This is a genomic window from Halosimplex rarum (assembly GCF_047715405.1).
Taxonomy (GTDB): domain Archaea; phylum Halobacteriota; class Halobacteria; order Halobacteriales; family Haloarculaceae; genus Halosimplex; species Halosimplex rarum.
On sequence record NZ_CP180412.1, the window covers coordinates 3,176,713 to 3,200,764 of the forward strand.

General features: G+C 71.6%; 23 protein-coding genes. 12 read left to right on the top strand and 11 right to left on the bottom strand.

The genetic code is table 11. The features are described from left to right. Positions 1–107: 107 nt before the first annotated feature. From ACMGFH_RS15205 to ACMGFH_RS15215, 3 genes are all read left to right on the top strand, one after another. The gene (locus ACMGFH_RS15205) at positions 108–1,673 is read left to right on the top strand and encodes a hypothetical protein (protein WP_415379294.1); all 1,566 of its coding nucleotides are present in this window, start codon (positions 108–110) and stop codon (positions 1,671–1,673) included. A gap of 99 nt (positions 1,674–1,772) precedes the next feature. Beyond that, positions 1,773–2,069, top strand: coding sequence for a CPCC family cysteine-rich protein (locus ACMGFH_RS15210; RefSeq protein ID WP_415379295.1), 297 nt, complete (start codon positions 1,773–1,775; stop codon positions 2,067–2,069). Between the two features lie 76 nt (positions 2,070–2,145). Then, positions 2,146–3,627, top strand: a complete 1,482-nt coding sequence (locus ACMGFH_RS15215) for an aryl-sulfate sulfotransferase (protein WP_415379296.1) — start codon at positions 2,146–2,148, stop codon at positions 3,625–3,627. Positions 3,628–3,675: 48 nt separating this feature from the next. Here ACMGFH_RS15215 and ACMGFH_RS15220 read toward each other — a convergent pair whose 3' ends face one another. Both ACMGFH_RS15220 and ACMGFH_RS15225 read right to left on the bottom strand, forming a co-directional pair. Beyond that, positions 3,676–3,963, bottom strand: coding sequence for a hypothetical protein (locus tag ACMGFH_RS15220; protein ID WP_415379297.1), 288 nt, complete (start codon positions 3,961–3,963; stop codon positions 3,676–3,678). A gap of 109 nt (positions 3,964–4,072) precedes the next feature. After that, positions 4,073–4,753: a class I SAM-dependent methyltransferase gene (locus ACMGFH_RS15225; protein ID WP_415379298.1), complete on the bottom strand. Its 681-nt coding sequence runs from the start codon at positions 4,751–4,753 to the stop codon at positions 4,073–4,075. Between the two features lie 168 nt (positions 4,754–4,921). Between ACMGFH_RS15225 and ACMGFH_RS15230 the strand changes: the two genes are divergently transcribed. Beyond that, complete coding sequence (locus tag ACMGFH_RS15230; protein WP_415379299.1) at positions 4,922–5,140, top strand: hypothetical protein; 219 nt, start codon at positions 4,922–4,924, stop codon at positions 5,138–5,140. A 54-nt stretch (positions 5,141–5,194) separates the two neighbouring features. On the opposite strand, the gene ACMGFH_RS15235 is transcribed toward ACMGFH_RS15230, so the two are convergent. The 5 genes from ACMGFH_RS15235 to ACMGFH_RS15255 all read right to left on the bottom strand — a co-directional run bounded on the left by ACMGFH_RS15235 (position 5,195) and on the right by ACMGFH_RS15255 (position 10,248). Beyond that, the gene (locus ACMGFH_RS15235) at positions 5,195–6,304 is read right to left on the bottom strand and encodes an iron transporter (protein WP_415379300.1); all 1,110 of its coding nucleotides are present in this window, start codon (positions 6,302–6,304) and stop codon (positions 5,195–5,197) included. Between the two features lie 130 nt (positions 6,305–6,434). Next, a complete protein-coding gene (locus ACMGFH_RS15240; RefSeq protein WP_415379301.1) occupies positions 6,435–7,748 on the bottom strand; it encodes a Tat pathway signal protein in 1,314 nt (437 codons plus the stop codon). Between the two features lie 91 nt (positions 7,749–7,839). Continuing rightward, complete coding sequence (locus ACMGFH_RS15245; RefSeq protein WP_415379302.1) at positions 7,840–8,352, bottom strand: winged helix-turn-helix transcriptional regulator; 513 nt, start codon at positions 8,350–8,352, stop codon at positions 7,840–7,842. Continuing rightward, the gene (locus ACMGFH_RS15250) at positions 8,349–8,687 is read right to left on the bottom strand and encodes a hypothetical protein (protein ID WP_415379303.1); all 339 of its coding nucleotides are present in this window, start codon (positions 8,685–8,687) and stop codon (positions 8,349–8,351) included. Before ACMGFH_RS15250 ends, ACMGFH_RS15245 begins: the two co-directional genes overlap by 4 nt. Before the next feature lie 73 nt (positions 8,688–8,760). After that, the gene (locus tag ACMGFH_RS15255) at positions 8,761–10,248 is read right to left on the bottom strand and encodes a hypothetical protein (protein WP_415379304.1); all 1,488 of its coding nucleotides are present in this window, start codon (positions 10,246–10,248) and stop codon (positions 8,761–8,763) included. Between the two features lie 104 nt (positions 10,249–10,352). On the opposite strand from ACMGFH_RS15255, the gene ACMGFH_RS15260 reads away from it, so the two are divergent. Then, on the top strand, positions 10,353–11,576 hold the full coding sequence (locus ACMGFH_RS15260) for a PQQ-binding-like beta-propeller repeat protein (RefSeq protein WP_415379305.1): 1,224 nt from the start codon (positions 10,353–10,355) through the stop codon (positions 11,574–11,576). Positions 11,577–11,597: 21 nt separating this feature from the next. Here ACMGFH_RS15260 and ACMGFH_RS15265 read toward each other — a convergent pair whose 3' ends face one another. Beyond that, the gene (locus tag ACMGFH_RS15265) at positions 11,598–12,449 is read right to left on the bottom strand and encodes a ZIP family metal transporter (protein WP_415379306.1); all 852 of its coding nucleotides are present in this window, start codon (positions 12,447–12,449) and stop codon (positions 11,598–11,600) included. Between the two features lie 110 nt (positions 12,450–12,559). Between ACMGFH_RS15265 and ACMGFH_RS15270 the strand changes: the two genes are divergently transcribed. Beyond that, positions 12,560–13,216: a rubrerythrin family protein gene (locus tag ACMGFH_RS15270; protein ID WP_415379307.1), complete on the top strand. Its 657-nt coding sequence runs from the start codon at positions 12,560–12,562 to the stop codon at positions 13,214–13,216. 95 nt (positions 13,217–13,311) lie between these two features. After that, positions 13,312–14,613 carry a glycosyltransferase gene (locus ACMGFH_RS15275; protein WP_415379308.1) on the top strand — a complete coding sequence of 434 codons (1,302 nt, stop codon included), beginning with the start codon at positions 13,312–13,314 and terminating at the stop codon, positions 14,611–14,613. Between the two features lie 31 nt (positions 14,614–14,644). On the opposite strand, the gene ACMGFH_RS15280 is transcribed toward ACMGFH_RS15275, so the two are convergent. Then, positions 14,645–16,978 carry a xanthine dehydrogenase family protein molybdopterin-binding subunit gene (locus ACMGFH_RS15280; RefSeq protein ID WP_415379309.1) on the bottom strand — a complete coding sequence of 778 codons (2,334 nt, stop codon included), beginning with the start codon at positions 16,976–16,978 and terminating at the stop codon, positions 14,645–14,647. A gap of 142 nt (positions 16,979–17,120) precedes the next feature. Here ACMGFH_RS15280 and ACMGFH_RS15285 point away from each other — a divergent pair, with 142 nt between their 5' ends. Next, complete coding sequence (locus ACMGFH_RS15285; RefSeq protein ID WP_415379310.1) at positions 17,121–17,345, top strand: hypothetical protein; 225 nt, start codon at positions 17,121–17,123, stop codon at positions 17,343–17,345. 90 nt (positions 17,346–17,435) lie between these two features. On the opposite strand, the gene ACMGFH_RS15290 is transcribed toward ACMGFH_RS15285, so the two are convergent. Together ACMGFH_RS15290 and ACMGFH_RS15295 are read right to left on the bottom strand one after the other, a co-directional pair. After that, positions 17,436–17,945, bottom strand: a complete 510-nt coding sequence (locus tag ACMGFH_RS15290) for a 2'-5' RNA ligase family protein (RefSeq protein ID WP_415379311.1) — start codon at positions 17,943–17,945, stop codon at positions 17,436–17,438. A 95-nt stretch (positions 17,946–18,040) separates the two neighbouring features. Continuing rightward, the gene (locus ACMGFH_RS15295) at positions 18,041–18,223 is read right to left on the bottom strand and encodes a hypothetical protein (protein WP_415379312.1); all 183 of its coding nucleotides are present in this window, start codon (positions 18,221–18,223) and stop codon (positions 18,041–18,043) included. 159 nt (positions 18,224–18,382) lie between these two features. On the opposite strand from ACMGFH_RS15295, the gene ACMGFH_RS15300 reads away from it, so the two are divergent. The 4 genes from ACMGFH_RS15300 (at position 18,383) to argH (ending at position 23,867) form a co-directional block, all read left to right on the top strand. Beyond that, a complete protein-coding gene (locus tag ACMGFH_RS15300) occupies positions 18,383–19,516 on the top strand; it encodes a helix-turn-helix transcriptional regulator (protein WP_415379313.1) in 1,134 nt (377 codons plus the stop codon). Positions 19,517–19,670: 154 nt separating this feature from the next. After that, positions 19,671–20,705: a hypothetical protein gene (locus ACMGFH_RS15305; RefSeq protein ID WP_415379314.1), complete on the top strand. Its 1,035-nt coding sequence runs from the start codon at positions 19,671–19,673 to the stop codon at positions 20,703–20,705. A 395-nt stretch (positions 20,706–21,100) separates the two neighbouring features. Then, complete coding sequence (locus tag ACMGFH_RS15310) at positions 21,101–22,360, top strand: argininosuccinate synthase (protein ID WP_415379315.1); 1,260 nt, start codon at positions 21,101–21,103, stop codon at positions 22,358–22,360. 1 nt (position 22,361) lies between these two features. Further along, complete coding sequence (gene argH, locus ACMGFH_RS15315) at positions 22,362–23,867, top strand: argininosuccinate lyase (RefSeq protein ID WP_415379316.1); 1,506 nt, start codon at positions 22,362–22,364, stop codon at positions 23,865–23,867. The last annotated feature ends 185 nt before the right edge of the window (positions 23,868–24,052 follow it).

Here is a 24,052-nt window from a genome sequence, read left to right on the forward strand (position 1 = left end):
CTGCCGCGGCCCTAAAGGTACTTGCGGGATGTTCAGCGGGCTCGACCGGGCGACGCGCCGCCGGCGTCGCCGACAAGTACTTGGCTACCAATCCGAATTGTCCGACGATGCGACGACCCACGGTCGCGCTGGTCGCCGTCCTCGTCGTCGGCGCGGCGGCGGCACTGGTTCTCACCGGCGCGGTCCCGCTCGACGACAGTTCCGCCGCCGACAGCCCCTCCGCGGAATCGCCGGCCGACGCCGAACTACCGGCGCCGACCACCGCCACCGCGACCGTCGATACCGCCCCGGGCACGCCGACCGCAACCGCGACCGCTGTCCCCACGGCGACACCGGTCCCCGATAGCGACGGCGACGGCCTCGACGACGCCGCCGAACGCGACGAGTACGACACCGATCCGACTGTCGCCGACACCGACGGCGACGGCCTCGCGGACGGTCGAGAGGTCGAACTCGGCACCGATCCGACCGTCGCGGACACCGACGGCGACGGACTGACCGACGGTCGCGAAGCGGAGACTGGCACCGATCCGACCGCGGCCGACAGTGACGCCGACGGCCTACCGGACGCCCGCGAACGCGAACTCGGCACGAACGCGACGCTGGCAGACACGGACGGCGACGGACTCGCTGACGGGACCGAGGTCGACCGCGGGACCGACCCGACGGTCGCCGATACGGACGGCGACGGCCTCTCCGACGGCCGCGAGGTGGAACTCGGGACGAACGCCACCGCGGTCGACACCGACGGGGACGGCCTCTCGGACGATCGGGAGGTCGACCGGGGGCTGAACGCCACCGCCGCGGACAGCGACGCCGACGGCATCGACGACGCGCGGGAACTCGAACTCGGGACGGACGCCACCGCGGCTGACACCGACGAGGACGGCCTCGCGGACGGGCGGGAACTCGACCTCGGTGCGGATCCGCTGGTGGCCGACACCGACGGGGACGGCCTCGCGGACGGTCGAGAGGTCGACCTCGGGACGAATCTGACCGTCGCCGACACGGATCGGGACGGGTTCTCTGACGGCGAGGAAGTGGCCGGCGTCGCCGAGAGCGGGGCGCCCCTCCCTGACGCCGACCCGGCGCGCGCAGACCTCTACCTGCAGGTCACCGTGAGCGAGAACGCCGCGGCGTTCGACGAGGGGGAACTCGACCGCTTCGAGGAGGCGTGGGGGTCGATGCCCGTCGGCAACCCCGACGGCTCGACCGGCGTCGCCCTCCACGTCGACCAGAACCGGATCAACGAGTCGATCACCGTCTCGAACGACCGGGACTACTTCGACCTCAAGCGGCGCTACGGCGGCGACGCGATGGGCAACCGGAGCGGCGCGTACCACCGCATGCTGCTGGCCGACGTCGACGCCGAGTTCGCCGGCCGAGCGGCCACCCCCGGCACGTTCTCGCTCGTCGCGACGCAGTATCACACCGAGTTCGACGGGACGAGCTACCGCACGTTCATCGCCGTCCACGAACTCCTGCACAACGTCGTCGGACGCCTGGACGAGGACAACCAGTGCCCCGACGAGTTCGACGGCGAGGCCGCCGCCTACCACGCCTGCGACGGGTGGCTCAGCTACGACAGCCCCGCCGACTCCCAGTTCCTCCCCGAGGGCGTCGCGGCCGAACTGGAACGCGACGGCCTCCTGAAAACGCGCGACGTCTCGTGACTCGCCGGCGACGCGCTACCGCGATCGCGGCGCCGCCGAGCGGGGGCGCGAGCCGGAGGCGGCGTCACAGATATCGGTCGAGCGACCGTACGATCGGCCATGGCTGACCTGCCCGGAAACCCGGCGGCCCGGGAGTTGGGATACTGCCCGTGCTGCGGGTACCAGACGCTCCCGCCCGGTCGGCCCGGTTCGTACGAACTGTGTCCGGTCTGCGACTGGGTCGACGACCCCGCCCAGTTCGGCGACGCCGAGCACGTCAGCGACGCCAACAACGTCGCGCTCAGCGACGCCCGCGACAACTTCCGCGAGCACGGCGCCTGCGTCGAGGGCGCGGCGCCCAACACTCGCGACCCCGACGAGCCCCGAGACCCCAACTGGCCCTACGAGTCCGCGTGAACCGTCCCCGGATTCGACGAGCATGAATCCACTACCCGAAGGCTTATTCGCCGACGAATCGGACACACGTGCCACGATGGACGTCTCGCGCGGTAGTGCGCTGGTCTTGCTCGGCGTCGGTCTCGTCGTCGCGACGATGGCCGTCGGCGCCGCGACCGCTCCCGACCGTTCAGTCGGCGGCGTCGGCGCGTCGACCCCGACCCCGTCACCCTCCGACGGAACGCCGATACCGGACGGGTCGGACGGCTCGACCCCGACGGACGCCTCCCTCCCCGACTCGCCGCAGACGCTCGTCGGCGTCCAGGGCGGGTGGGTGACCCACGGGAGCGTCCTCGGCTACGACGGCGGGGACGTCGCGTGGCGCAACACGCAGGCGGACGGCTACTTCGAGGTCTCGATGCTCGACAACGGGAGCGTCCTCGCCGCCTTCGCCAACGAGAGTTCCGACGAGTGCGGCGACCTCACGGCCCCCTGTGCCCGGACGGGCTACCGGATCATCGATCCCGGAAGCGGCGAGATCCTCTCGGAGTACAGCTTCCCCGTCGGGACCATCACCAACAGCGAGGTCCACGCGATGGACACGACCGGGAACGGCGGCATCGTCTACACCGACATGGACGCAGAGCGCGTCGTCGTCGTCGAGAACGGCACCGAGGTCTGGGAGTGGCGCGCCAGCGAGTTCTACGAGGCGCCCGAGGACCCGACCAGCCGCGACTGGCTCCACATCAACGACGTGGACACGATCGGCGACGGTCGCTTCCTCGTCTCGGTGCGCAACGCCAACCAGATCCTCGTCGTCGAGCGCGGCGAGGGCGTGGTCGAGGTGATCAACGAGGACACCGGGACGAGCGACGACAACTGCCTCAAGAGCGACCGACTCGTCGACGCCGACGGCGACGGCGACGTGCGCTGTGGCGACCCCGACGTGATCAAGGAACAGCACAACCCGCAGTGGCTCGGGAACGGAGCGGTGCTGGTGGCCGACAGCGAGAACGACCGCGTCGTCGAACTCCACCGGACCGAGAACGGCAGCTGGGAACCCGCGTGGGTCGTCGACGAGGCCAGCGGGCTCGAACTCTTCTGGCCGCGCGACGCCGACCGCCTCCCCAACGGGAACACGCTGATCACCGACTCGCGCAACATGCGCGTCGTCGAGGTGAACCCGCAGGGCGAAACCGTCTGGAGCGTTCCGGTCGACGAGCACGTCGAGACCGGGTCGGGCATCCCCTACGAGGCCGACCGCCTGCCGTACGGCGAGTTCGCGGGCAGTTACGACGGCGACAGCGAGACGCCGGCCGACGGGAACGGCACCGCGACCCCGACGAGGACCCCGCTCCCGCAGATGAACGCGTCCGACTCGGTCGGCGGTCCGACCGGCGACGGGATCCCGGTCCTCTCGCTCGCGGTGGCCGGCATCCAGGGGAGCGTCGCGCAGGTGCCGTTCTGGTTCCGCGAGACCCACCTCGCCGTGTCGGCCCTCGGCGTCGTCCTCGTCCTCGTCGGCGGCGTCGACCACCTGCGCTCGACGCGAGCCGTCCCCCTGATCGGCGGCGAGTGACGCCGTCGCGTCCCGCGCCGGGACCGTCCGCCCTACTGCCGTGCTCACTCACTCGGTGAGCGCCCGCCAGCAGATCCACAGCCCCCCGACCGCGGCTATCGGACCGACGGCGAGAAAGAGCGCGCGCGTCGCCGCCGGCACGACGGCGGTACAGCCGTGGGGCCACGCGCCCTGTTCCACGCAGGCCTCCGCGGGCACCGCCGTGAGCGTGACGACGAGCCCGCCGAGTACGAGCACCGCGCCGGTTCGCAGCCGCCTCGCGGCGCGCCGCCGCCGCTCTACTTCCTCCCACCGCTCGCGGACGGCCCGCTGCTCCCACTCGGCGCCTCGTTCCATCCCGATCGGAAGTGTGGTATGGTATCACAAAACAGTGCTTTCCGGACCGTTGCCGAGTACTCAGCCGGCGTGGATCCGCCGAGTACTCAGCCGGCGTGGGTCCGCCGACTCACTCGGGGACCGTGCCGACGGCGAGATAGTACTCGTGGCGGGGTTCGCGTCCCCACAGCACCGGGTCCACGAGCGGTTCGTGGTCGACCGACCGGAGGCCGCAGGATTCGAGGCTCTCGCGCATCGCCGCGGGCGGTCGCCCGTCGTACATCGGCAGGTCGCCGTGGACCTCCTCGTACTCGTCCCACGGCTCGTCGTGGTCCCAGAACCCCTCGACCAGGAGGATTCGCCCGCCGGGCTCGACGACACGCCGCCACTCACGGATCGCCGCTTCGGGGTTCGGGAGCGTCCACACGAGATGACGAGCGGTGAGGAGGTCGACGGCGTCGTCCCGGACGGGCAACCGCTCCGCGTCGCCGCGAGCGAACGCGACCGAGAGGCCCGCTCGCGCGGCTTTCGCCCGCGCCCGTTCGAGCATCGCCGGCGCGAAGTCGACGCCGGTGACGTCGTGGCCCAGCGCCGCCAGCAGCAGCGAGACGACGCCCGTCCCGCAGCCGACGTCGAGCGTCCGAAGCGGTTCGTCGCCCGTCCACCCACGGAGGGTCGACAGCCAGCGCTCGCGCTGGGCGTCCGTGTGGATCCCGTGGTAGCTCTCGTCGTCGAACGTCGCCGCCCGGCCGTTCCAGTGGCGCCTGACGAGCGCCTTGACGTCGCCATCGTCGCGATCCGGTCCCGTCATGCGATCAGTCGCTCACTCGTCCCGGGGGTTCCGCCGGTTCCGACAAAAGCCTACGGGACGGATTTCGTCGCCGGCGTGCGACGTTCCACGAACTCCCGGACGGGAGCGGCCGTCCCAAAACGTTTTGGAGGGACCGTTATCGACCGGGGTGTCGAAGTACGGAGCAAGATGTCCGCACTCGAACGCGGCTCCCGGGTGGACAGTGCCAGCGCGATCACCAGCGAGATGGTCTCGTGCCCGGACTGCGAGCACCCGACCGGGGTGCCGCTGCCCGGGGGCAGCACCGTCGTCGACGACCCCGCCGACGCCGACGGGGAGTCGCCGACCTGCTGTCCGGCCTGCGACACCCACTTCGACGTCCAGTATGCGTTCGAAACCGGTCCGTAAGTCCGTGACTCGACGCATCGAGTAGAACCGCGCTCGACGTCCCAGCGGTGACCGCTATTCTCCGACGGTCATCGACATCTCCGAGAAGTCGACGAACGCCGTCTCGTAGCCCTCGTGACGAGATATCTTCGGCGGCGCACCGACCGAGAGCGTCAGTTCGTCGCCCGACTGGACGTCGGCGACGGCGCCGTAGTGGTAGCCCAGATCCGGGTCGAACGTCTGGGCGAGGTCGTCGTCGAAGACCGCGTCGCCGTCCCGGGTGACCGTCGCCGACACCGTGGCCGCGGGGATCGGATAGCGGTTGTACGGCGTCCGCACCGAGACGGCGAGGTAGGTGCCTTCGCCGCCGTCGGTCGACGGGGCGTCCGTGCCGTCGGACTCCCCGGACTCGACGAACCCGGCGGGCGGCGATTCCAGCCGCGTCGCGACGAAGACCGCGTCGCCGCTCGTCGCCTCGCCGACGACCGTCCCCGGCAAATCCTCGGTCGCAGGCGCCCGCGCGAGAGGGACCATGTCCATCTCCATCGGTTCGAGGGCGGCGCGCTCGCCCTGTCTGTCCTGCAGTCGCTCGAAGGAGACCTCCTCGAGCGTCGACTGCGAGAACTCCATCGTGAACGAGGCGGTCGCGAGCTCGTCGAAGCGGTCGCGGAACGCGCCCGTCCGCCGGGCCGAGAGCGGGGGGACGGACACCTCCACGTCGTAAGTGCCGTCGCCGTCGAGTTCGAGGTTGTCGCCGGCGTGCACGCCCATGTTCTGCGAGAGCATCAGCCAGAGCGTCTTCCCGCTGGCGAGCGTCTCGCCGTCCTTCGTGATCGTCGTCGTGACGGCGCCGTTCGGGACGACGGCCCCCGTCTCGGGGTCCCAGACCGTCGTCATGAGGTGGACGGTGTCGCTGCCCTGGATCTCGATCTTCTCGAACCCGTCGCCCTCGGCGCGCCAGAAGCGGTGAGGGAAGCTGTAGGTGAGCGCCACCTTGCACTCGCCCGCGTCGGCCATCCCGACCATCTCCATGCCCTCGACGTGACTCGGGATATAGACGGCGTCGGGCCGGTCCTCGACCATCGGGGGCGACCGGGCCGAGCGAGTCTGAAAGAGCGACCGACAGCCCGCGAGGCCCACGGACGCGGCGGCCGCGCCCGCCGCGAGAAAGCGTCGTCTGTGCATGTCCGCTCGTAACGGCCGTACCTAAAAGCGACTTCTGGTAGGGCTCTCGAAACGGCGGTCCGTCGTCCGGTGATTTCGAGCGGGCCGGGGTGATTTCGAGGGGACGAGGTCACTCGGACGGCCGCGGCCCTCATTCCCCGGGCCGCGGGGAGGGCAGCGCCCGGTACTCGCGCGGCGGGAGCAGGTAGTTCCCGCGCCGGCGGACAGACATGTACTGGAGAATGCCGTTGTTCGCGCGCTGGCGGACGGCGGTGTCCTCGGCCAGGTCGCTCCCGTTCATCGCCTCGCGGGTCCGGACGAACGCCTCGATGCTCGACTGCAGCGAGAGGAAGTGGAGGCCGGCCTGCCCGCCGTCGGTCGAGTCGAAGTCCCGGCGGAGGATGATGGGGGAGCCGTCCTCGCGGACGGTCGCGGTCTTCTGGGAGTGGCCGACGACGCCCTTCTCGCGCGCGTCGCTGTCCAGGTCCTCGGCGCAGGCCTCGACGCCGGTGTCGGTGCCGAGGTTGTCGCCCACGCCCTCGATTCGGTCCTCGTCGGCGTGGGCCGGGCAGAACATCGTCGCCTCGCGCTGTTCGCGGCTGTCCTGCTCGTACCACTGGCCGAGGTTGAGGTGGATCTGCGAGACGTGCTGGGTGGTTCCGCCGGCGAAGGGTCCCTCGGAGATGGTCACGCGGTCCTCGCTGGCCTGGTTGCCCTCGAAGCCGGACTTGAACCCCATGTAGAGCGGGCTGTCGTCCGGCACGGGTTCGGAGTCCGGGACCCCGTTGACGTCCTGGTTCTCGGCGGGGAGGCCCGCGCCGATGAACCCCGTCCGGCGGTTCGGGCCGTCCTCGGCGAGCGACGCCCGCTCGAAGACGCCGGAGAAGTCGGCGTCCATCTCGCGGCCGTTGAGCGTCGACTGCTCGCCGAGGAGCGCCTCCTCTGCGGCGAGAACGACCGATCCGTAGTCGCTGGCGAGGTGGACGACGGCGTCCGGTTCGTCCGGCGCCGGGTCCTCGAAGGGCGCGAGCGGTTCCGGCGCGGGCAGGTCGACGCCGTCGGGGAGCCCGTCGTCGAACCGCTCGAAGTACGCCGGCGAGTACCCGACAGTGGACAGCAGACCGACCTCGCCGTCGTCCGTGCGCCGCGGATAGGACCGCTCCAGCGACCGGAGCGCGGACTCGACGGTGTCGCGGTCGCCGTCGGAGGGCGGCCCGTCGCCGGCGTAGTCGAGGTACAGGAGGAGGTGGTGGCGCGGCTGGAGGTGGTTGCCGTGGTCGTCGGTCGAGAGGGAGGCGTTCCAGGCGTGCTGGCGGCGCGGGGTGCCCGAGAGGTCGTCGGGGCCCTGCGGGAGATCCGGGTCCTCCCGGTCGAGACAGGCCGACAGCGCGGACGCGCCGCCGATGGCGACGGCCGCCTTGACGAACTCCCGGCGTGAGACGCCGCGGGAACGGCTGGGTGGCATCGCCGGGTCTAGCGACCGGTGCGACAAGGGGGTTCTGGTCGGTGCCTCGAAAGCCGCGCAAGTGGCACGGATCAGTCGCGGAGCAACGGCGTCACTCCGCCAGCAGCCGGTCGACCAGCCTGGTGAATCGGTCGACCAGCCGGTCCGGCAGGGACGGCTCGACGGTGCGGAGTAGCCGCGCCGTCTCCTCGGGCCGTTCGAGCACGAGCGTCACGCGACCGCGCTCGTCGCGGCGCTTGGCGACGATCCCGAGGTCGGTCAGCCGGTCGAGGTGCCACTCCAGCGTGCTCCGGGCGACGTCGATCGCCTCGGCGACCTCGCCGGGCGGGCTCGGCCCCCGGCGGAGGAGCGTGACGACGACGTCCGCGGCCGTCTCCCGGGTGAGCGCCGCGAGCGCGCGCCGCTCGAAGTCGCCGCAGTCGGGCGGGTAGTAGTGCGTTCGTCCGTAGAGTTCCGCCGAATCGACCCGGTCGTTGAGCCGGCGCAGGTGGTACTGGACCTGCCCCGGCGCGAGGTCGAGCTGGCGGACGAGTTCGCTGAAGTACACCCCCGGGTTCTCCGTGACGTGGGCGGCGATCCGGGCGCGCGTGTCGGTCCCGGTCATCGGGGGTCACCCGGCGCGACCGGCTCGGTCGTCCGCGCGTAGTAGATGGCGCCGAGCAGGAAGGTCGCGAGCATCGCGTCGAGGGCGTGCTCGGCGAAGTGGTGGAGTTCGGGGCCGAGCGGCCCGAACATCGCCAGCCCGGAGACGACAGTCCGGGCGAGGAGCGCGACCAGCGCGAGCACGACCAGCAGGTACGAGCGCGAGCCGCGCTGGCCGAGCGCCGCGACGCCGAGCGCGAGCAACAGGCCGGAGCCGACGCCCGCGAGCAGGTGGACGCCGAGGAGCATCGGGTCCGGGGAGGGCGGGGCGTGGGCGACCGGACGGAACGGTGTCACACCGCTGCTAGTCGCCGTCCGTACCTAAGTCGGTCGCTTCTCGACCGGTTCTGATCCAGACGGGTCCTCCGAGTCACCCCGCGAGCGGCCGGGAGACGATCCACAGCGAGAGCACCGTGTAGCCGACCATGACGACGACGAACGGGGCGTGACCGCGGCGAGCGGCCGACCCGGTCCCGTAGCGCTCGGTCGCCACCTGATGCGCGGCGACCACCGCGACGAGGTGGCCGACGACGACGAGCGCGACTTGCGACCCCCAGAACAGTTCGACCGACACCCCGGCGAGCAGCCTGACCGCGTCGCCCTCGGTGCCGCGGGCGAGATCTCGGACAACGGCGACGGCGCCACTGAGGTTCGCGGCCACGAACGGGTAGTTGTGAGCCACCTCGTAGGCCGCCGCGATGGGGACGACCGTCCCGCCGAAGCCGACCGCGGCGTCGAGCCACCGCGGTCGCGGGGACGCATCGGCCGCCGGCCCGGCGCCGAGTCGCTCCGCGAGCGCCGCCGCGAGGGCGAAACTCAGGAGAAAGGCGACCAGCCCGAGCGCGTAGAGGGCGACGCTCGCGACGCCGATCCCGAGGGCGTCGCGGGTCGCCGCGAGGAGGGCGCGGTAGGTGCGCGTCGCGGTGAACCCGTCGAAGCTGACCGTGTACACCGCCGCGACGACGAACGCGGCGAGCGACGGGTCCGCGAGCGGGGCGCGGACGCCCGTCCACGGCGCGCGGAGGGCGACGGCGAGGGCGCCTCCGTCGGTCCGACGGATAGAAGTCGGGGCGACCCGGCCGAGGAGGGCGAACAGGACCGCGAGCGCGTCGGCCCGGGCGAACCACTCCCTGCCGAACGCGGCACCGCCGGCGAGCATGACCGCGGCGTAGCTCGCGGCGACGACGACGGTCGTCCCCGGCGAGCGCGTCGCGACGGTCAGGTTCTCCAGGACGCCGACGCCGAGGACGAAGCCGGCGACCGCCGGCCAGGCGCCGAGTCGGTCGGGGTAGTCCCCGAGAACGGCGATCTCCCGGCCTTCGAGCGCGACGAGGCCGTCGTAGCACGTCTCCCACGGCGAGAGCGCGCGCCACGGCGACCCGGCGACGACGGCGACCAGCCCGACGCCCTTGAGGACGAGCGGCCAGAGGACGAGCGTCGCGAGGTTCTCCGCGGCGACCTGTCGGCCGACCAATCCGTGGACGAGCGCGGCGAGAAAGAGCGCGAGGAAGCCGACGCGGGCCGCGAGGGCGACGGGGCGGACGAGCGCCGCGGGGAGCGTTGCGACGGTCCGCCGCCGCGAATTGCGTGACGGCGCGGACTCGTCGCTGGCCGGCTCCGGCCCCCCGGGGGACCCCCGGTCGGCGACGCCCAGCCAGAGCGCGGTGAGCGCGACCGTCGCGCCGGCGCCGGCGAACACCAGCGGGAGCGGGACCGGAGTGGTGAACTCGCGGGCCGCGAGTTCGTGGGCGCTCGCGACGCCTGCGGCCGCGGCGAGCGCGAGCGTCGCGACTGCGGCGGCGACCGTGCGGCGGGTCGCCTGGCGAGTGGCGCGCCGACTGCCCCGGGGTCGAGCCATTGCCGGAGGTTCGGCCGAGCGCGGTCAAAGGGGCTCTGGTACGGCGCTCGAATCCCGCGACGGCGTCGGAAGGGCTTTGCCCGCTGGACGGCGATGCGGGGACGATGCGAACCCGCACGGTCGCCGCGCTGGTCCTCCTCCTCGTCGCCTTCGCCGGCGCCGGCGCCGTCGCGTTCTGGACCCTGCCCGGGGGCGGGGCCGCGCTGACCGAGCTGTGGGTCAGCGACACCGCGCGGGACAACGACTTCAACCACCACGGCGTCGGTGCCGCCGACGGTGTCGTCGTCGCGCCCGTCACCGGACTCCAGGGACAGGACGACCTCACCCGCCGCTCGTGCTCGCTCACCAGGCTCGACGCCGCCGACGGGAGTGTCCGGTGGTGGGCGGGCGTCCCGCCGGCGCGCTGTTTCAGCCACGCGCTGACGAAGCCCGCGGTCGCGGACCTGGACGGCGACGGGGAGCCGGAAGTCGTGGCGGGGACGACCGAGAACGCGACCGTCGCGTTCGCGGCGAGCGACGGCCGAGAGCTGTTCCGAATCCCGACGCGCGCGTACGGCTACGCGCAACCGGTCGTCGCAGACGTGGTCGGCGATGCACGTCCGGAGATCGTCGCCAGCGACGTCTCCGGCGACGTGGTCGTCGCGGCCGCAAACGGAACCGTCCGCTGGCGCGGCAACGTCTCCAGTCTCGTCTACGCGTCGCCGGTCGTGACCGACCTCGACGGCGACGGCGCCCGGGAGGTCGTCGTCGCCGGCAGGGAGGAGACCGTGGCCTACGACGCCGACGGGTCGGTGCTGTGGCGGCGCGGCGTGGGCGCGAACGACGCCGCGGCCGCGACCGTCGACGGCGAGGTCAGGATCGTTGTCGCCGGGAACGACGGCGTCGTCGCGCTCGACGGGGCGACGGGCGCCCGCGCGTGGCACCGCTCGGCCGAGGGATCGCCGTCGATGGGTGCCCTCGCTGACGCCGACGACGACGGCGCGCCGGAGGCCTACGTCGGCGAAGCCGGGAGCCTCCTGCGGGCGTTCGACGCCGCCGACGGGAGCGAGGAGTGGCGGACGCGGCTCGCGACCGCCGACGGGTCGGTCACGCCGCCGGCCGTGCTCGCGGACCTGGACGGCGACGGAGAACCGTCGCTCGTCGCAGTGACCAACGGTGGAACGGTCTCGGTCCTCGACCCGGAGACGGGGAGCGAACGCGCGACCTACCAGCGCGACGTCCCGATCTGGACCGGCGCGACGCCCACGAATCTCACCGCTACCCCGGGCGAGGAACTGCTCGTCCGCTACGGCGACGGCCGCGTGGTCGCGCTCGAATACGGGGAGTGACCGAACCGGCCGAGAATCCCATCACCCCAGCGAGATGTCGAGGTAGAGCATGACGACGACGCCGACGATGGTACCGAGCGTCGCGACCCGCTCGTTGCCGCGGAGGTGCGTCTCGGGGACGATCTCGTCGCTGATGACGAACAGCATGGCACCGGCCGCGAAACCCATCGCGTAGGGGAGGATCGGCGCCGCGAGCGTGACGGCGAGCGCGCCCAGCAGGACGAGCGGGATCTCGACCAGCCCCGAGCGGATCCCCGTGACCATCGCGTAGAAGCGGCGGTCGAGGCCGGCGTTGACGGCGGCGACCGACACCGCGAGTCCCTCGGGGATGTTCTGGATGCCGATGGCGAGCATGAGCGCGACCGCGCTCCCGATGGACGCCTCGCCCGCGGCAGCCGACCCGAAGCCGACGCCGACCGCGAGTCCCTCCGGCATGTTGTGGAGCGTGATCGCGAGGATGAACAGGACGACCGACGTGAGGCGGTCGCTGTCGACGGGCAAGTCGCTACTGGGGTTGGCGGCGTCGTCGCGGCGCTTGCCCGTCAGCAAGTAGTGAGCGTGGGGGACGAGCACGTCCGCGCGGTCGAGCGCGAGCGCGCCGAGCAGGACGCCGCCGAGCACGGGCAGCGGGTTCTCGCCCGGCGTCGCCTCGATGCCGGGGAGGATGAGGCTGGTGAAACTCGCCGCGAGCATGACGCCCGCGGCGAAGCCGAGCGCGCCGTCCAGCGCCCGCTCGGAGGGGTCTCGCCAGACGAACACCAGCGACGCGCCGAACAGATTGAGCCCGGCGATGACCAGGCCGCCGACCAGCGCCTGGACGAGCAGCGACTGCGCGCCCAGCGCGTCGACGAGCATCTCGACGACTCCCTGCATGCTGTGTCTCGGCCACGGCGGGCGGGGACATAAAGATCGGCCGCGCCGATCCGCGAGCGGTCGCGTGCCCCGGCCGTACATATACCTGCACGGCGCCCCAACGACGGGTCATGAACGGCCAGGAACTCGTCGACGCGGTCCGCGAGGAGCGGGCGACGGAACTCGACCGGCTCGGGTCGGACAAGTACCTGATCGCCGCGACCGACGCCGACCTGGAACGGGCACCCGTCCTCCGCACGGTCGCCGAATCAGCGGCGAGCGGCCGCGGCACGTTCGAGCGGTGGGCCGAGGAGGAAGTGGGTGACCCGGCGTCGGCCTTCGAGACCGCCGCCGAGCGCGAGGGCGACCACTTTCGCCGCGTCGTCGAGTCGCTCGCTGCCCTGCCGAACGACGACGCCGACGCTGCCGCGACTATCGACGCCGACGACGACCCGCTGCACGCCGCCCTGGCCGAGACCGACGGGACCGTCGAGCGGCTGGCCGCCTGCTTCGTCGGCCGTCCCCTCGTCGCCGACCGGACGCGCCTGCAGGCGATCAACTTCTTCGTCAACGAGGCCGACGAGGGCCGAGCGGAGCTGATCCGGGACCTGCGGTCCGGCGCGCAGGCGAGACTGCAGGAGGGGATCGGCCTGATCGATTCGACCTGCGAGACCGACAGCGACTGGGAGCACGCCGAACGGGGCGCTGTCCGGGTGATCGACGCAGCCTACGACGACTACGTCGGCGCGCTCGAAGCGATGGGCGTCGACCCGAAACCGGTGTGCTAGGTCGGTGGCGACCGGCGCGGAGGCGTCCAACCCTGTGGCCAGGTGACGCCCACAAGACATATGCCGGGATCCCGTGACGCTCCGGTAGAGATGCAATGCCACCGACAGTAGCCGTGGCGCACTACCCCGAGGGAGCGGGGCACGCGACGCGGATGTTGGCCGTCGCCGAGGCGATCGAGTCCGCCGGCGGCTCGGTGCGGATGGCGGGCGGCGGCGCCGGCCGGGAGTTCGTCGCGCTCAACGGGTACGACGAGTTCGAACCGACCACCGTCGACTACATCGACACCTATCAGGGCGGGTCGCTGTGGCAGGCCGCGACCCAGAGCCTGCCGGCGAGTCTCGGCCGGATCGCCGACTACCAGGCGTGGCTCTCGGCGACCGAACCCGACGCGCTGGTCACCGACGACATGTTCGCGGCGATGGCGGCCACCCGCTGTGACGTCCCCCTGTACGTGCTGAAACACGACATGCCGGGGCTGTACGACGACGCCGTCGAGCGGGCCGGCGCCCGATTCCACACCCTGTTCCAGCTCTCGGCCGCCCGGGAGTTCTTCTACCCCGTCGTCTGGCCGGGATCGGCGGCGGACCCCGAGCGGGCGACGCGGATCCCGCCAGTCGCGCTGGACGGCGACGCCTCGGCCCGGGACGACGCTGACGTAGTGGTCGTCCCGAGCCACTACTCGTCGCTGTCGCGCATCGCGGACCACCTCCGCCGACAGGGGTACGACGTGCTGGACGTGGCCGACGAGGACTGGGACCCGGTCGCCTCCCTGTTACCGTACATCCGCGGGGCCGACGTCGTCGTGTGCTCCGGCTACTCGACGATCATGGACGCGGCCGTCGCGGGGACGCCCTGCGTCGTCCACCCGGCGACCGACGAGCAGGAGGCCGTCGCCGACTGGCTGGAGCGCTTCGACGTCACCGGGTTCGCGGTCGCGCCGGACCAGATCGACGTCCTCGACGCCGTCGCGTCGCCACCCCCGGAACCGCAGTTCGACAACGGCGCGGAAGTCATCGCACGGCGGGTCCTGGCCGACCTGCGGAACCCCGATCCCTACGCAACGCCGAGCGCCGACGAGCCGGGAGCGGCCGCGGGGGCCGTCCCGCAGGCGTCCCGCCTGCGGTCGATCGCGACCGTCTCGACGCTCGCCGCAGTGTGCCTGATCACGACCACGAGCCTCCTCTCGCCGTCGCGGTGGCGCCGGAAACTGGGCGCGGTCGCGTCGCGGTCCGCGACCGCTGGCCGCGCCGCCGCGAACCGTAGTCGCCGCCTGGGTCACACCGCTGCCGACGCCGCCGCCGGGGCCATCTCGACCGCGGCCGACGGCTGTCGCCGCGTGCTCGACCGGTGTCGCCGCGTCACCGCCGACGCGAGGGTTCCCGGACTGTCCCGGTGACCGGATCGGTCCTGATGACAGAGCCGTACTCTCACCCTTCGGCGTCCCGGATCGCCGTCCACACCCGCTCTTCGGTGAGCGGCATGTCGACGTGGGAGATTCCCAGGGGTTCGAGCGCGTCGCAGACCGCGTTGACGACGGCCGGCGGCGCGGCGATGGTCCCCGCCTCGCCGATGCCCTTCACGCCCAGGTCGTTCGTCGGGCTGGGCGTCACGGTGGCTTCCGTCTGGATGTCGGGGACGTGGAACGAGCGCGGGACGGCGTAGTCGAGCATCGAGTCGGTTTCGAGGGTGCCGTCGGCGGCGTAGACCGCGCCCTCGTAGCGCGCCTGGCCGATGCCCTGGGCGACGCCGCCCTCGACCTGACCCTCGACGATAGTGGGGTTGACCCGCTCGCCGCAGTCGTCCAGCGCGACGTAGCGCTCGATGTCGACGGTGCCGGTCTCGGGGTCGACGGCGACGGCGACGGCGTGCGTCCCGAAGGTGTAGGCCGTCTCCTCCTGCTCGAAGAACGTCGTCGCTTCGAGCCCGGGGTCCATGTCCTCGGGGACGCCCCAGCCGTAGGCCGCCTCCGCGACGTCGGCGAAGGTGCAGGTCTCCCCGTCGGGCGCGGCGAACTCGCCGTCGTCGTACTCGACCGCGTCTTGGGGGGCGTCGAGCAGGTTCGCGGCGAGTTTGCGGGCTTTCTCCCTGACCACGTGGGCGCTCTCGGCGACCGCGTTGCCGCCGGTGATCGTGGAGCGACTGCCGAAGGTGCCGGTCCCGGTCGGCGTCGCGTCCGAATCGCCCTCGTTCACGTCGATCGCGTCGTAGTCGACGCCGAGTTCGTCGGCGACGATCTGGGCGTAGGTTGTGCCGTGGCCCTGGCCGTGTGAGTGGGTGCCCGCGTAGACCGTGACCGTGCCGTCGGGGTGGACGCGCACGACGCCGCTCTCGTGGCCGCCGCCGGTCGACTCGACGTAGCAGGCCAGGCCGACCCCGAGGTAGCGGCCCCCGTCGTCGCGCTCAGGGCGCTCGCGGAGGTCGTCCCAGCCCGCTGCGTCGAGGGCCTCGTCCAGCCCAAGCTCGTAGTCGCCGCTGTCGTAGGTAGCCCCGACGGCCGTTTCGTGGGGGAACTCGGAGATCTGGTTCTCTCGGCGCAGTTCGACGGGGTCGAAGTCGAGTTCGCGCGCGGCGGCACCGACGAGGCGTTCGATCACGTAGCCCGCTTCCGGTCGGCCCGCGCCGCGGTAGGAGTGGATCGGCGTCGTGTTCGTGAAGACGGCGCGGGTCTCGCAGTGGATGGCCGGGATGTCGTACTGACTGGAGAGGAGCGACCCGTACCACCCGGGCATCGAGAGGCTGCCGCCGAGGCCGTAGCCGCCGACGTTGGCGTCGGTCTCGACGCGCAGGCCGCGAATCCGGCCGTCGTCGTCGACGGCGAGTTCGGCTCTGGTCCGGTGGTCGCGGCCGTGGGCGCCGGCGAGGTAGTTCTCGCCACGCGTCGCTGTCCACTTCACAGGCCTGTCGAGGTCCATCGCGGCGAAGGCGGCCGCGGCCTCGCCGGGGTGGTGGTGGCCCTTGTGGCCGAAGCCGCCGCCGACCGACGGCGCGACGACGCGGATGTCGCTCTCGGGGAGGCCGAGCGTGGTCGAGAGCTTCCCCCGATGGCCGTGGGGCGACTGGCTCGTCAGCTCGACGGTCAGGCGCTCGTCGCCGGCGTCCCAGCGGGCGACCGCTGCTCGAGGCTCCAGTGCGTTCGGGATGAGCCGGTTGTTCGTCAGGTCCACCTCGACGACGTGGTCGGCCGCGGCGACGGCCTCGTCGGCCGCGTCGGCGTCACCGAGTTCCGAGGTGACGGCGACGTTGTCCGGCGCGTCGTCGTAGACGGTCGGCGCGTCGGCCTCCTGGGCATCGCGCTGGTCGACGACAGCCGGGAGCGGGTCGTAGTCGATCTCGACCGCGTCGGCGGCGTCGCGAGCGCGGTAGCGGTCCTCGGCGACGACGGCAGCGACCGGCTGGCCCTGATAGCGCACCCGGTCGCGCGCGAGCACCGGGTGACCCGGCGGGTCGCAGTCGAGGCCGTGCGTCGAGATCGGGAGCACGCCCGGAACGGCCGAGGCGGCCACGTCCTCCCAGGTGTAGACGGCGAGGACGCCGTCCATCGACTCCGCGGCGGTCGCGTCGACGGACTCGATCTCGGCGTGGGCCTCGTCGCTCCGTGCGAAGGTGAGATACGCCAGGTCCGTCGCGTCGATGTCGTCGGTGAACGTCGCCGCGCCGGTGAGCAGGGCCGCGTCCTCGCGGCGGGCGACGCCCTCGCCGACGAGGTCACCGGAGTCCTCCGTTCCGCGGTCCGGCGGGTCCGCGGGTGCGTCGTCGGTCATAGGTGTCACATCTGCCGACAGCGGCTAAACTGTTGTCCCGATCCAGGGGAAGAGGACGCCGCGCCGAGCGGTGAACCATCCCACCACGTTTAGCCTCCGGGGAGCGACCATCGATCGTGACTGGACGCTGGGGGCGGATGGGATGAGAGCCCGATCGCGGGCCGCGACGAACCGAGCCGTCGACTGGGTGGTGGATAGCGAGCGCCGCCGCGGAGCGGTCGCCGTCCTCGTCCCCGCCCTGTTCTGGCTGGTGCTCGAACTGGAGGCGAACCTGCGTGTCCTCCCGCTCGTCGCCGCCGCGGCGCTGAGCGCGTTCCTCTACACGCGGGCGACGACGCGTCTCACGCTCGCCGCCGGCGCTGACTGAGACGGTCGCGGGACTCGCCGGATGGTTCCTGATAGGTGCCGCCCTGGTCGCACTGGGGGCCTGGATCCGCGGATCGGGTCGCTGAACGATTCAGGCGGGCAGCGAGACGGAACTGACGGACTGGCCGCGCTCGGCGTCCCAGAACTCCACGCGTTCGACGGCCCACTCGACGGGATCGAACGGTGTGTCGCGAAGATCGGCCGCGCGCTGGACGGAGCCCCCGCGAGCGACGGTGACGTGCGGGACGTACTCGTCGCCCTCGATCGCCTCGACGGGGTCGAACACCTCGCAGAGCCGGTGGTGGAGGGCTTCGAGACCGGGGCTCTCGACGGCGAGGTAGACGACTGGACCCTCGCCTCTCGGCACGTCGGTGAAGACGTCGACGCCGTAGACGCGGACCTCGAAGGGGGGTTCGCCGGCGAGGACCTCGCGGGCGCGGGCTTCGATCTCGTGGTAGGTGGCGGCGTCGCCGGTGCCGAGGCGCTTGGCGACGAGCGTGTGCTCGCCGCGGCGGCGGACCTCGGCGGTGCCGAGGCGCGTTCCGAGGTCGCCGGCGAGCGCCGCGACCGTCCCGGGGACGGGGACGTTGAGACTGTACACGCGCTAACGGAGGGGACTGGCGCCGAAAAGACCGTCGAACGACGTCCGCGGGTCGGAGTCGACAGCCGACCGCTCCCGGGGCCGCGCCGGCCGGATCAGATCCGGTCGAGCAGCCAGAGGACGATCAGGACGACGATGACCAGTCCGAACACCGGTTTCAGCGGCCCGAGGACCATCGAAATCGCGGCGTCGAGTATCTCGATCGCGATCCAGACGACCACGAGGACGAGGACGATCTTCAGCAGGGTCTCGACGTCGAGGTCTGCCCGTGTATCCATGGCCGAGCGGTCGGCGGCCACTCGCAAAGGCGTTCCGGCCCACTGCGACGCGGCGCGGCCGGACGTGCGATCGTGGCACACGCGGCCGACCGTGGGACCGCGGGGCACGCGGCGGCTACTACCCAAAGCATATCGCCGTTCGGACTAACCCCAGTGACGATGCAAGGCACGACGCGTCGGATCGCCGTGTCGGTCGCGGTCGCACTGGTCTGTCTGTCGACCGTCGGGCCGGCTCTCGGGGCAGCGGGACAGGCCCACTCGGGGGGACAGCAGTCGCTCGACGGACAGGGCGCGACCGCGCAGGCGCAGGCACCGCCGGGCTTCCAGTCGGCGGTCGATCCGGATGCCGTCGTGTTGCGAGCGGCCGTCGACGAGGACGGGACCGCCGCGTGGACGGTCGAGTTCCGGGTGCGCCTCGACGACGAGAACGCGACGGCCGCCTTCGAGTCGGTCCAAGAGGACGTTGAGGCCAACGAGACGGCCTTCACCGAGCAGTTCGCGACCGGGATGGCGCGCACGGTGGCGAGCGCCGAGAACCGGACCGGCCGCGAGATGCGCCTGGAGAACGTCACCGTCGACGCGAGCAAAGAGCAGCTCCCGCAGGAGTACGGCGTCCTCACCTACCGGTTCACGTGGACGAACTTCGCCGCGACCGACGGCGACCGACTGCGCCTCGGCGACTCGCTGTCGGGCTTTTTCCTCGACCGCGAGTCGTCGCTCGTGCTCGCGTGGCCGGCCGGCCACGAGCGCCAGTCGGTGACGCCCGACCCGGACGCGACGGGCAACGGGTCGGTCACCTGGCGCGGCCCCGCGGAGTTCGGGCCGAACGAACCCCGCGTCGTCGTCGCGCCTGGTGGCGGCGGCGATAGCTTCCCCACGACGCTGCTCGCAGGGGTCGCTGTCCTCGTCGTCGCCGCGGTAGCCGCGGTCGGTTGGCTCTACCGCTCGCGCGGCAGCGCAGACGCCCCCAGCGAGTCAGGCGCCGGTTCCGGTGGCGCGGCCGCGGGAGCGGCTGCGGCCGGCAGCGCGACTGCAGCGGCCGCCGACGAGGAGGCTGATTCCGGCGGAGCCGACGACCCGCCGGAGGAACTCCTGAGCAACGAGGAGCGCGTGATCCGGCTGCTCGAATCCAACGGCGGCCGGATCAAACAGCAGCAGATCGCCGGCGAGTTCGACTGGACCGACGCGAAGACCAGCCAGGTCGTCGGCAACCTCCGCGACGAGGAGGCGGTCGAGACGTTCCGGATCGGTCGCGAGAACGTCGTCGCGCTCCCCGAAGAGAGCGACTTGTAGCTTTCGGTCGTTCATCCGGTCGCTCCGCAGTTTTCCACCGCGTACCGCCACACAGCGGGCCGGTCGACAGCGATCGAAAATCGGCTTAATCGGGGTTGAACCGGGTTGTTGATTGTGGGTTTATATAGGGTAACGGGGACAAGGAGGAGGCAAGATGGTCGAATCATCACCCGTTGCCGCGGCGCTGCTCGTCGTACTGGGCGCCGTCGGGGCGGTCCCTGTCGCCGCGCTGACGGACGCCGGCGTCGGGCCACAGCAGACCGCGGCGGACGGGGCGGAACCGAACGAGACGGCAGCGAACGAGTCGCTGGCGCCGGGTGAGCGGTTCGCCGGGGTCGTCGGCGTCGAACAGGCCGAGATTTCGGGCGAAGTCGAGGCGCGGGCGTTCGGCCAGCGAGTGGCCGCCGCACGGTCGAACGCGTCGGCCGCCGGGGTCGTCGCCGCGGAAGTCGACGACCTGGACGAGCGGCTGGCCGAACTCGACGCGCGAATGGACGAACTGGAGCGAGCGCACGAGAACGGCACGCTGAGCGAGGGCCAGTACCGCGCTCGCCTCGCGAAGCTCCACGCCGAACAGCGCGCCCTCCAGCGGCAGATCAACCAGACCGAATCCGTCGCCCGCGAACTCCCCGCGGCGGCGCTCGAAGCAAAAGGCGTCAACGCGACGGCGATGGCGACGCTGCGGTCGCAGGCCGGCGAACTGAGCGGGCCCGAGGTGGCCGCCATCGCGCGGAGCATCGCCGGGAAGAACGCCGGCAAGGGCATGGGCGGTCCGCCCGACAGCGCCGGACCGCCGGCGTTCGTCGAGAATCGGACCGACAGACCGGGCGCGCCCGGTAACGGCAGCGCCAACGGGCAGGGGAACGGCGGCCCGCCCGAGAACGCTGGGCCCGGGAACGAGACCGGCCCACCCGAGGACGCAGGCGCCGGCAACCAGAGCGGTCCGCCAGGAAACACCGATGCCGGCAACGAGACCCGCGAGTCCGAGAACAAGGGTCCGAGGAACGAAACCGGACAGGCCAGCGACGACGGCCCGGGGAACGAGACCGGGCAGGCCAGTAACGGCGGCGACGGAACCGCAGACGACAACGGGACTGGCGGTGCGAACGACGACGCCGGAGAGTCGGAGGACGCCGGCGGTGACGCCGGCGAGGGGACGACCCGGTCGCTCGCCGCCCCGGACAGGTAGCGACGCGGCGCCAAGCGGGATCGAACTCGGTCCGCCGAGAGCGGGCGCGGATCTGCGGCCGCAGATTTTGCCGCCGACGCGGATCGATTCCGGGCCGCACCCGTCCGCTCGACGGCGGTTCGGAAGCTTTTAGTACGGAACTGCTGGTAGTAGCAGGTACATGGCTCCGACCCGCGCTCCCGGCACGCAGGCCGTTTCGAGCCGCGGGTCCGCCGACCGACTTTTCGCGCGTCGGCGCACGGCGCCGACCGGCGTCGACGCCCGACGACCGCGGCGACGACGACCGGGCCGTTAGGCCCGAAACTACCTCTCCCATCGTCGCCACGTCTCGTTTCCAACTGCCGCCACCGTCGGGTTCCGGGCGGACACCTCACCCGACAGTCACCACACAACACATGACATCCGACCCATCCGGCACGGTCGCGCTCGCCTTCTCCGGCGGGCTCGACACCACAGTCTGCGTCCCGCTCATCAAGGAAGAGTACGGCTACGACGACGTCATCGGCGTCACCGTCGACGTCGGCCAGCCCGCGAAGGAGTTCGACGAGGCGGCCGAGACCGCCGAAGCGCTCGGCCTCGAACACTTCGTCGTCGACGCCAAGGAGGAGTTCGCCGACCTCTGTCTCCAGTCCGTCAAGGCCAACGGCACCTACCAGGGCTACCCGCTGGGCACCGCGCTCGCGCGCCCGGTCATCGCCAACGCCATCCTGGAGGTCGCCGAGGAGCAGGGCTGTACCGCCCTCGCCCACGGCTGCACGGGGAAGGGCAACGACCAGCTGCGCTTCGAGGCCGTCTGGCGCGCCTCGGACCTGGACGTCCTCGCGCCCGTCCGCGAACTCGGCCTCACCCGCGAGTGGGAGAGCGAGTACGCCGAAGAGAAGGGCCTGCCCGTCGAGGGCGGCGACGGCGGCCGCTGGAGCATCGACACGAACCTCTGGAGCCGCTCGGTCGAGGGCTCCGAACTGGAAGACCCGGCTCACGTCCCCGGCGAGGAGATCTACGACTGGACGCAGGCGCCCGGGAACGCCGAGACCGAGACGCTCGAACTCACCTTCGAGCAGGGCGACGTCGTCGCGCTGGACGGCGAGTCCCTCGACGCGGTCAGCCTCATCGAGGAACTCAACGAGCGCGCCGGTGCGCACGGCATCGGCCGCTCGGACATCATGGAGGACCGCATGCTCGGCCTCAAGGTCCGCGAGAACTACGAGCACCCCGCGGCGACGGTGCTGCTGAACGCCCACGAGGCCCTGGAGAGTCTGGTCCTCACGCAGGAAGAGCGCGCGTTCAAACAGCAGGTCGACCAGCGCTGGGCCCAGAAGGGCTACGAGGGTCTCGTCGACGCGCCGCTGACGAAGGCGCTCGAAGGCTTCATCGAGCAGACCCAGACGAAGGTCTCTGGTACTGTGACCGTCAAACTCGACGGCGGACAGGCCCGCCCGGTCGGCCGCGACAGCGAGTACGCGGTCTACAGCGAGTCGGCGGCCTCGTTCAACGAGGAAGCAGTGACGGACGACATCGAACAGGACGACGCCACCGGCGTCGCGAAGTACCACGGCTTCCAGTCGCGCCTGGCCAACCGCGTCGCCGAGAACGTCGCGGCCAAGCAGGCCGAGGCCGCCACGGACGGTGGCGAGACCACCGACTCCGACGAATAAGATGACAGACGGCGAGGACACCCCCGAGGCGGACGAGACCGACGGAGAGAGCGGTGGGACCGCGATCCGCCGTGATCGCTTCTCCGGCGGCCCCGCACGTGGGTTCATGTCCTCGCTGGCCGCCGACGACCGTATCTTCGCGGCGGACCTCCAGGTCGACCGCGCCCACGTCGTGATGCTCGCCGAGCAGGGAATAATCGACGACGAGGACGCGAGCGCGATTCTCGACGCGCTGGACGACGTCGAGGCGGCGGGCCACGGCGAGTTGCCCGACGCCGAGGACGTCCACGAGGCCATCGAGACCGCCGTGATCCAGCGCGTCGGCCCGGAGGGGGGACGGATGCACACCGCCCGCTCGCGCAACGACGAGGTGGCGACCTGTATCCGGTATCGCCTGCGTTCGGACCTGTTCGAAGCGCTGGAGACCGTCGTGGGCGCGCGCGAGCAGTTGCTCGACGCCGCCGCCGAGCACACCGAGACGGTGATGCCCGGCTTCACGCACCTCCAGTACGCCCAGCCCGTGACCGTGGCGCATTGGATACTCTCCTACGAGGGACCGCTGGCCCGCGATACGGAGCGGCTGTTCTCCGCGTTCGATACCACGAACCAGTCGCCGCTCGGCGCGGCGGCGTTCGCGGGCACCCCGTTCGACGTAGACCGCGAACGCACCGCCGAGCTGCTGGGCTTCGATAGCACGGTCGCGAACTCGATGGACGCCACGTCCTCACGGGACTTCCTCGTCGAGACGACGAGCGCCCTGACAACGCTGGCGACGACGCTGTCCGGGCTAGCCGAGGACCTCGTGGTCTACAGCGGCCGCGACTATCTGGAGATCAGCGACGACTACGCGTCGACGTCGTCGATCATGCCCCAAAAGAAGAACCCCGACACCCTCGAGATCGTCCGCGCGACGGCCGGCGAAACGCAGGGCGCGCTCCAGCAGTTGCTGACGACGCTGAAGGGGCTGCCCCGGTCGTACAACATCGACCTGCAGGAGGCGACGCCCCCGGCGTGGACCGCAGTCGACGCGGTGCCGCCCGCGCTGGAGGTGGCGACGGGCGCACTGACGACCGCCGAGTGGAACGAAGACGTGCTCGCCGCGGAGGCCGCGGCCGGGTTCTCGACGGCGACCGGCGTCGCCGACCGGCTGGCGATGGCGGGCGTCCCCTTCCGGACGGCGCACGAGGTCGTGGCGAGCGTCGCCGAAGACCTCGAACCCGGACAGGACGCCCCCGACCTCGACGCGCTGGAGGCGGCGGCCGAGGAGATACTCGGCGAGCCGCTGACGGCGTACGTGGACAGGGAGACGCTGACGGCGACGCTGGATCCCGTCGAGAGCGTGGCGATGCGCGACTCGGCGGGCGGGCCCGCGCCCGAGGCGGTCGTCTCCCAGATCGACGGCGCTCGCGAGCGGTTGTCGGCCGACGAGGCCTCGGTCGCCGAGCGCCGCGAGGCCGTGACCGGTGCACTCGACGCGCTGGAGACGGAGGTGGACCGCTATGTCTGAGCGTTGCCACGCCCGGACCGGCGTCGACTGCACTCCGCACCACCGACCACAGCCGCTCCCACGACCCCCGCGAGGGGAACTACCACAAACTTGATACAGTGAACGGACTGTCCGCGAATTTCGGCTTTCGACGCGCTTAGAGCGGCGTATGCGTAACCCTTCTTGCTTGATAGGTTCGAAGCCTT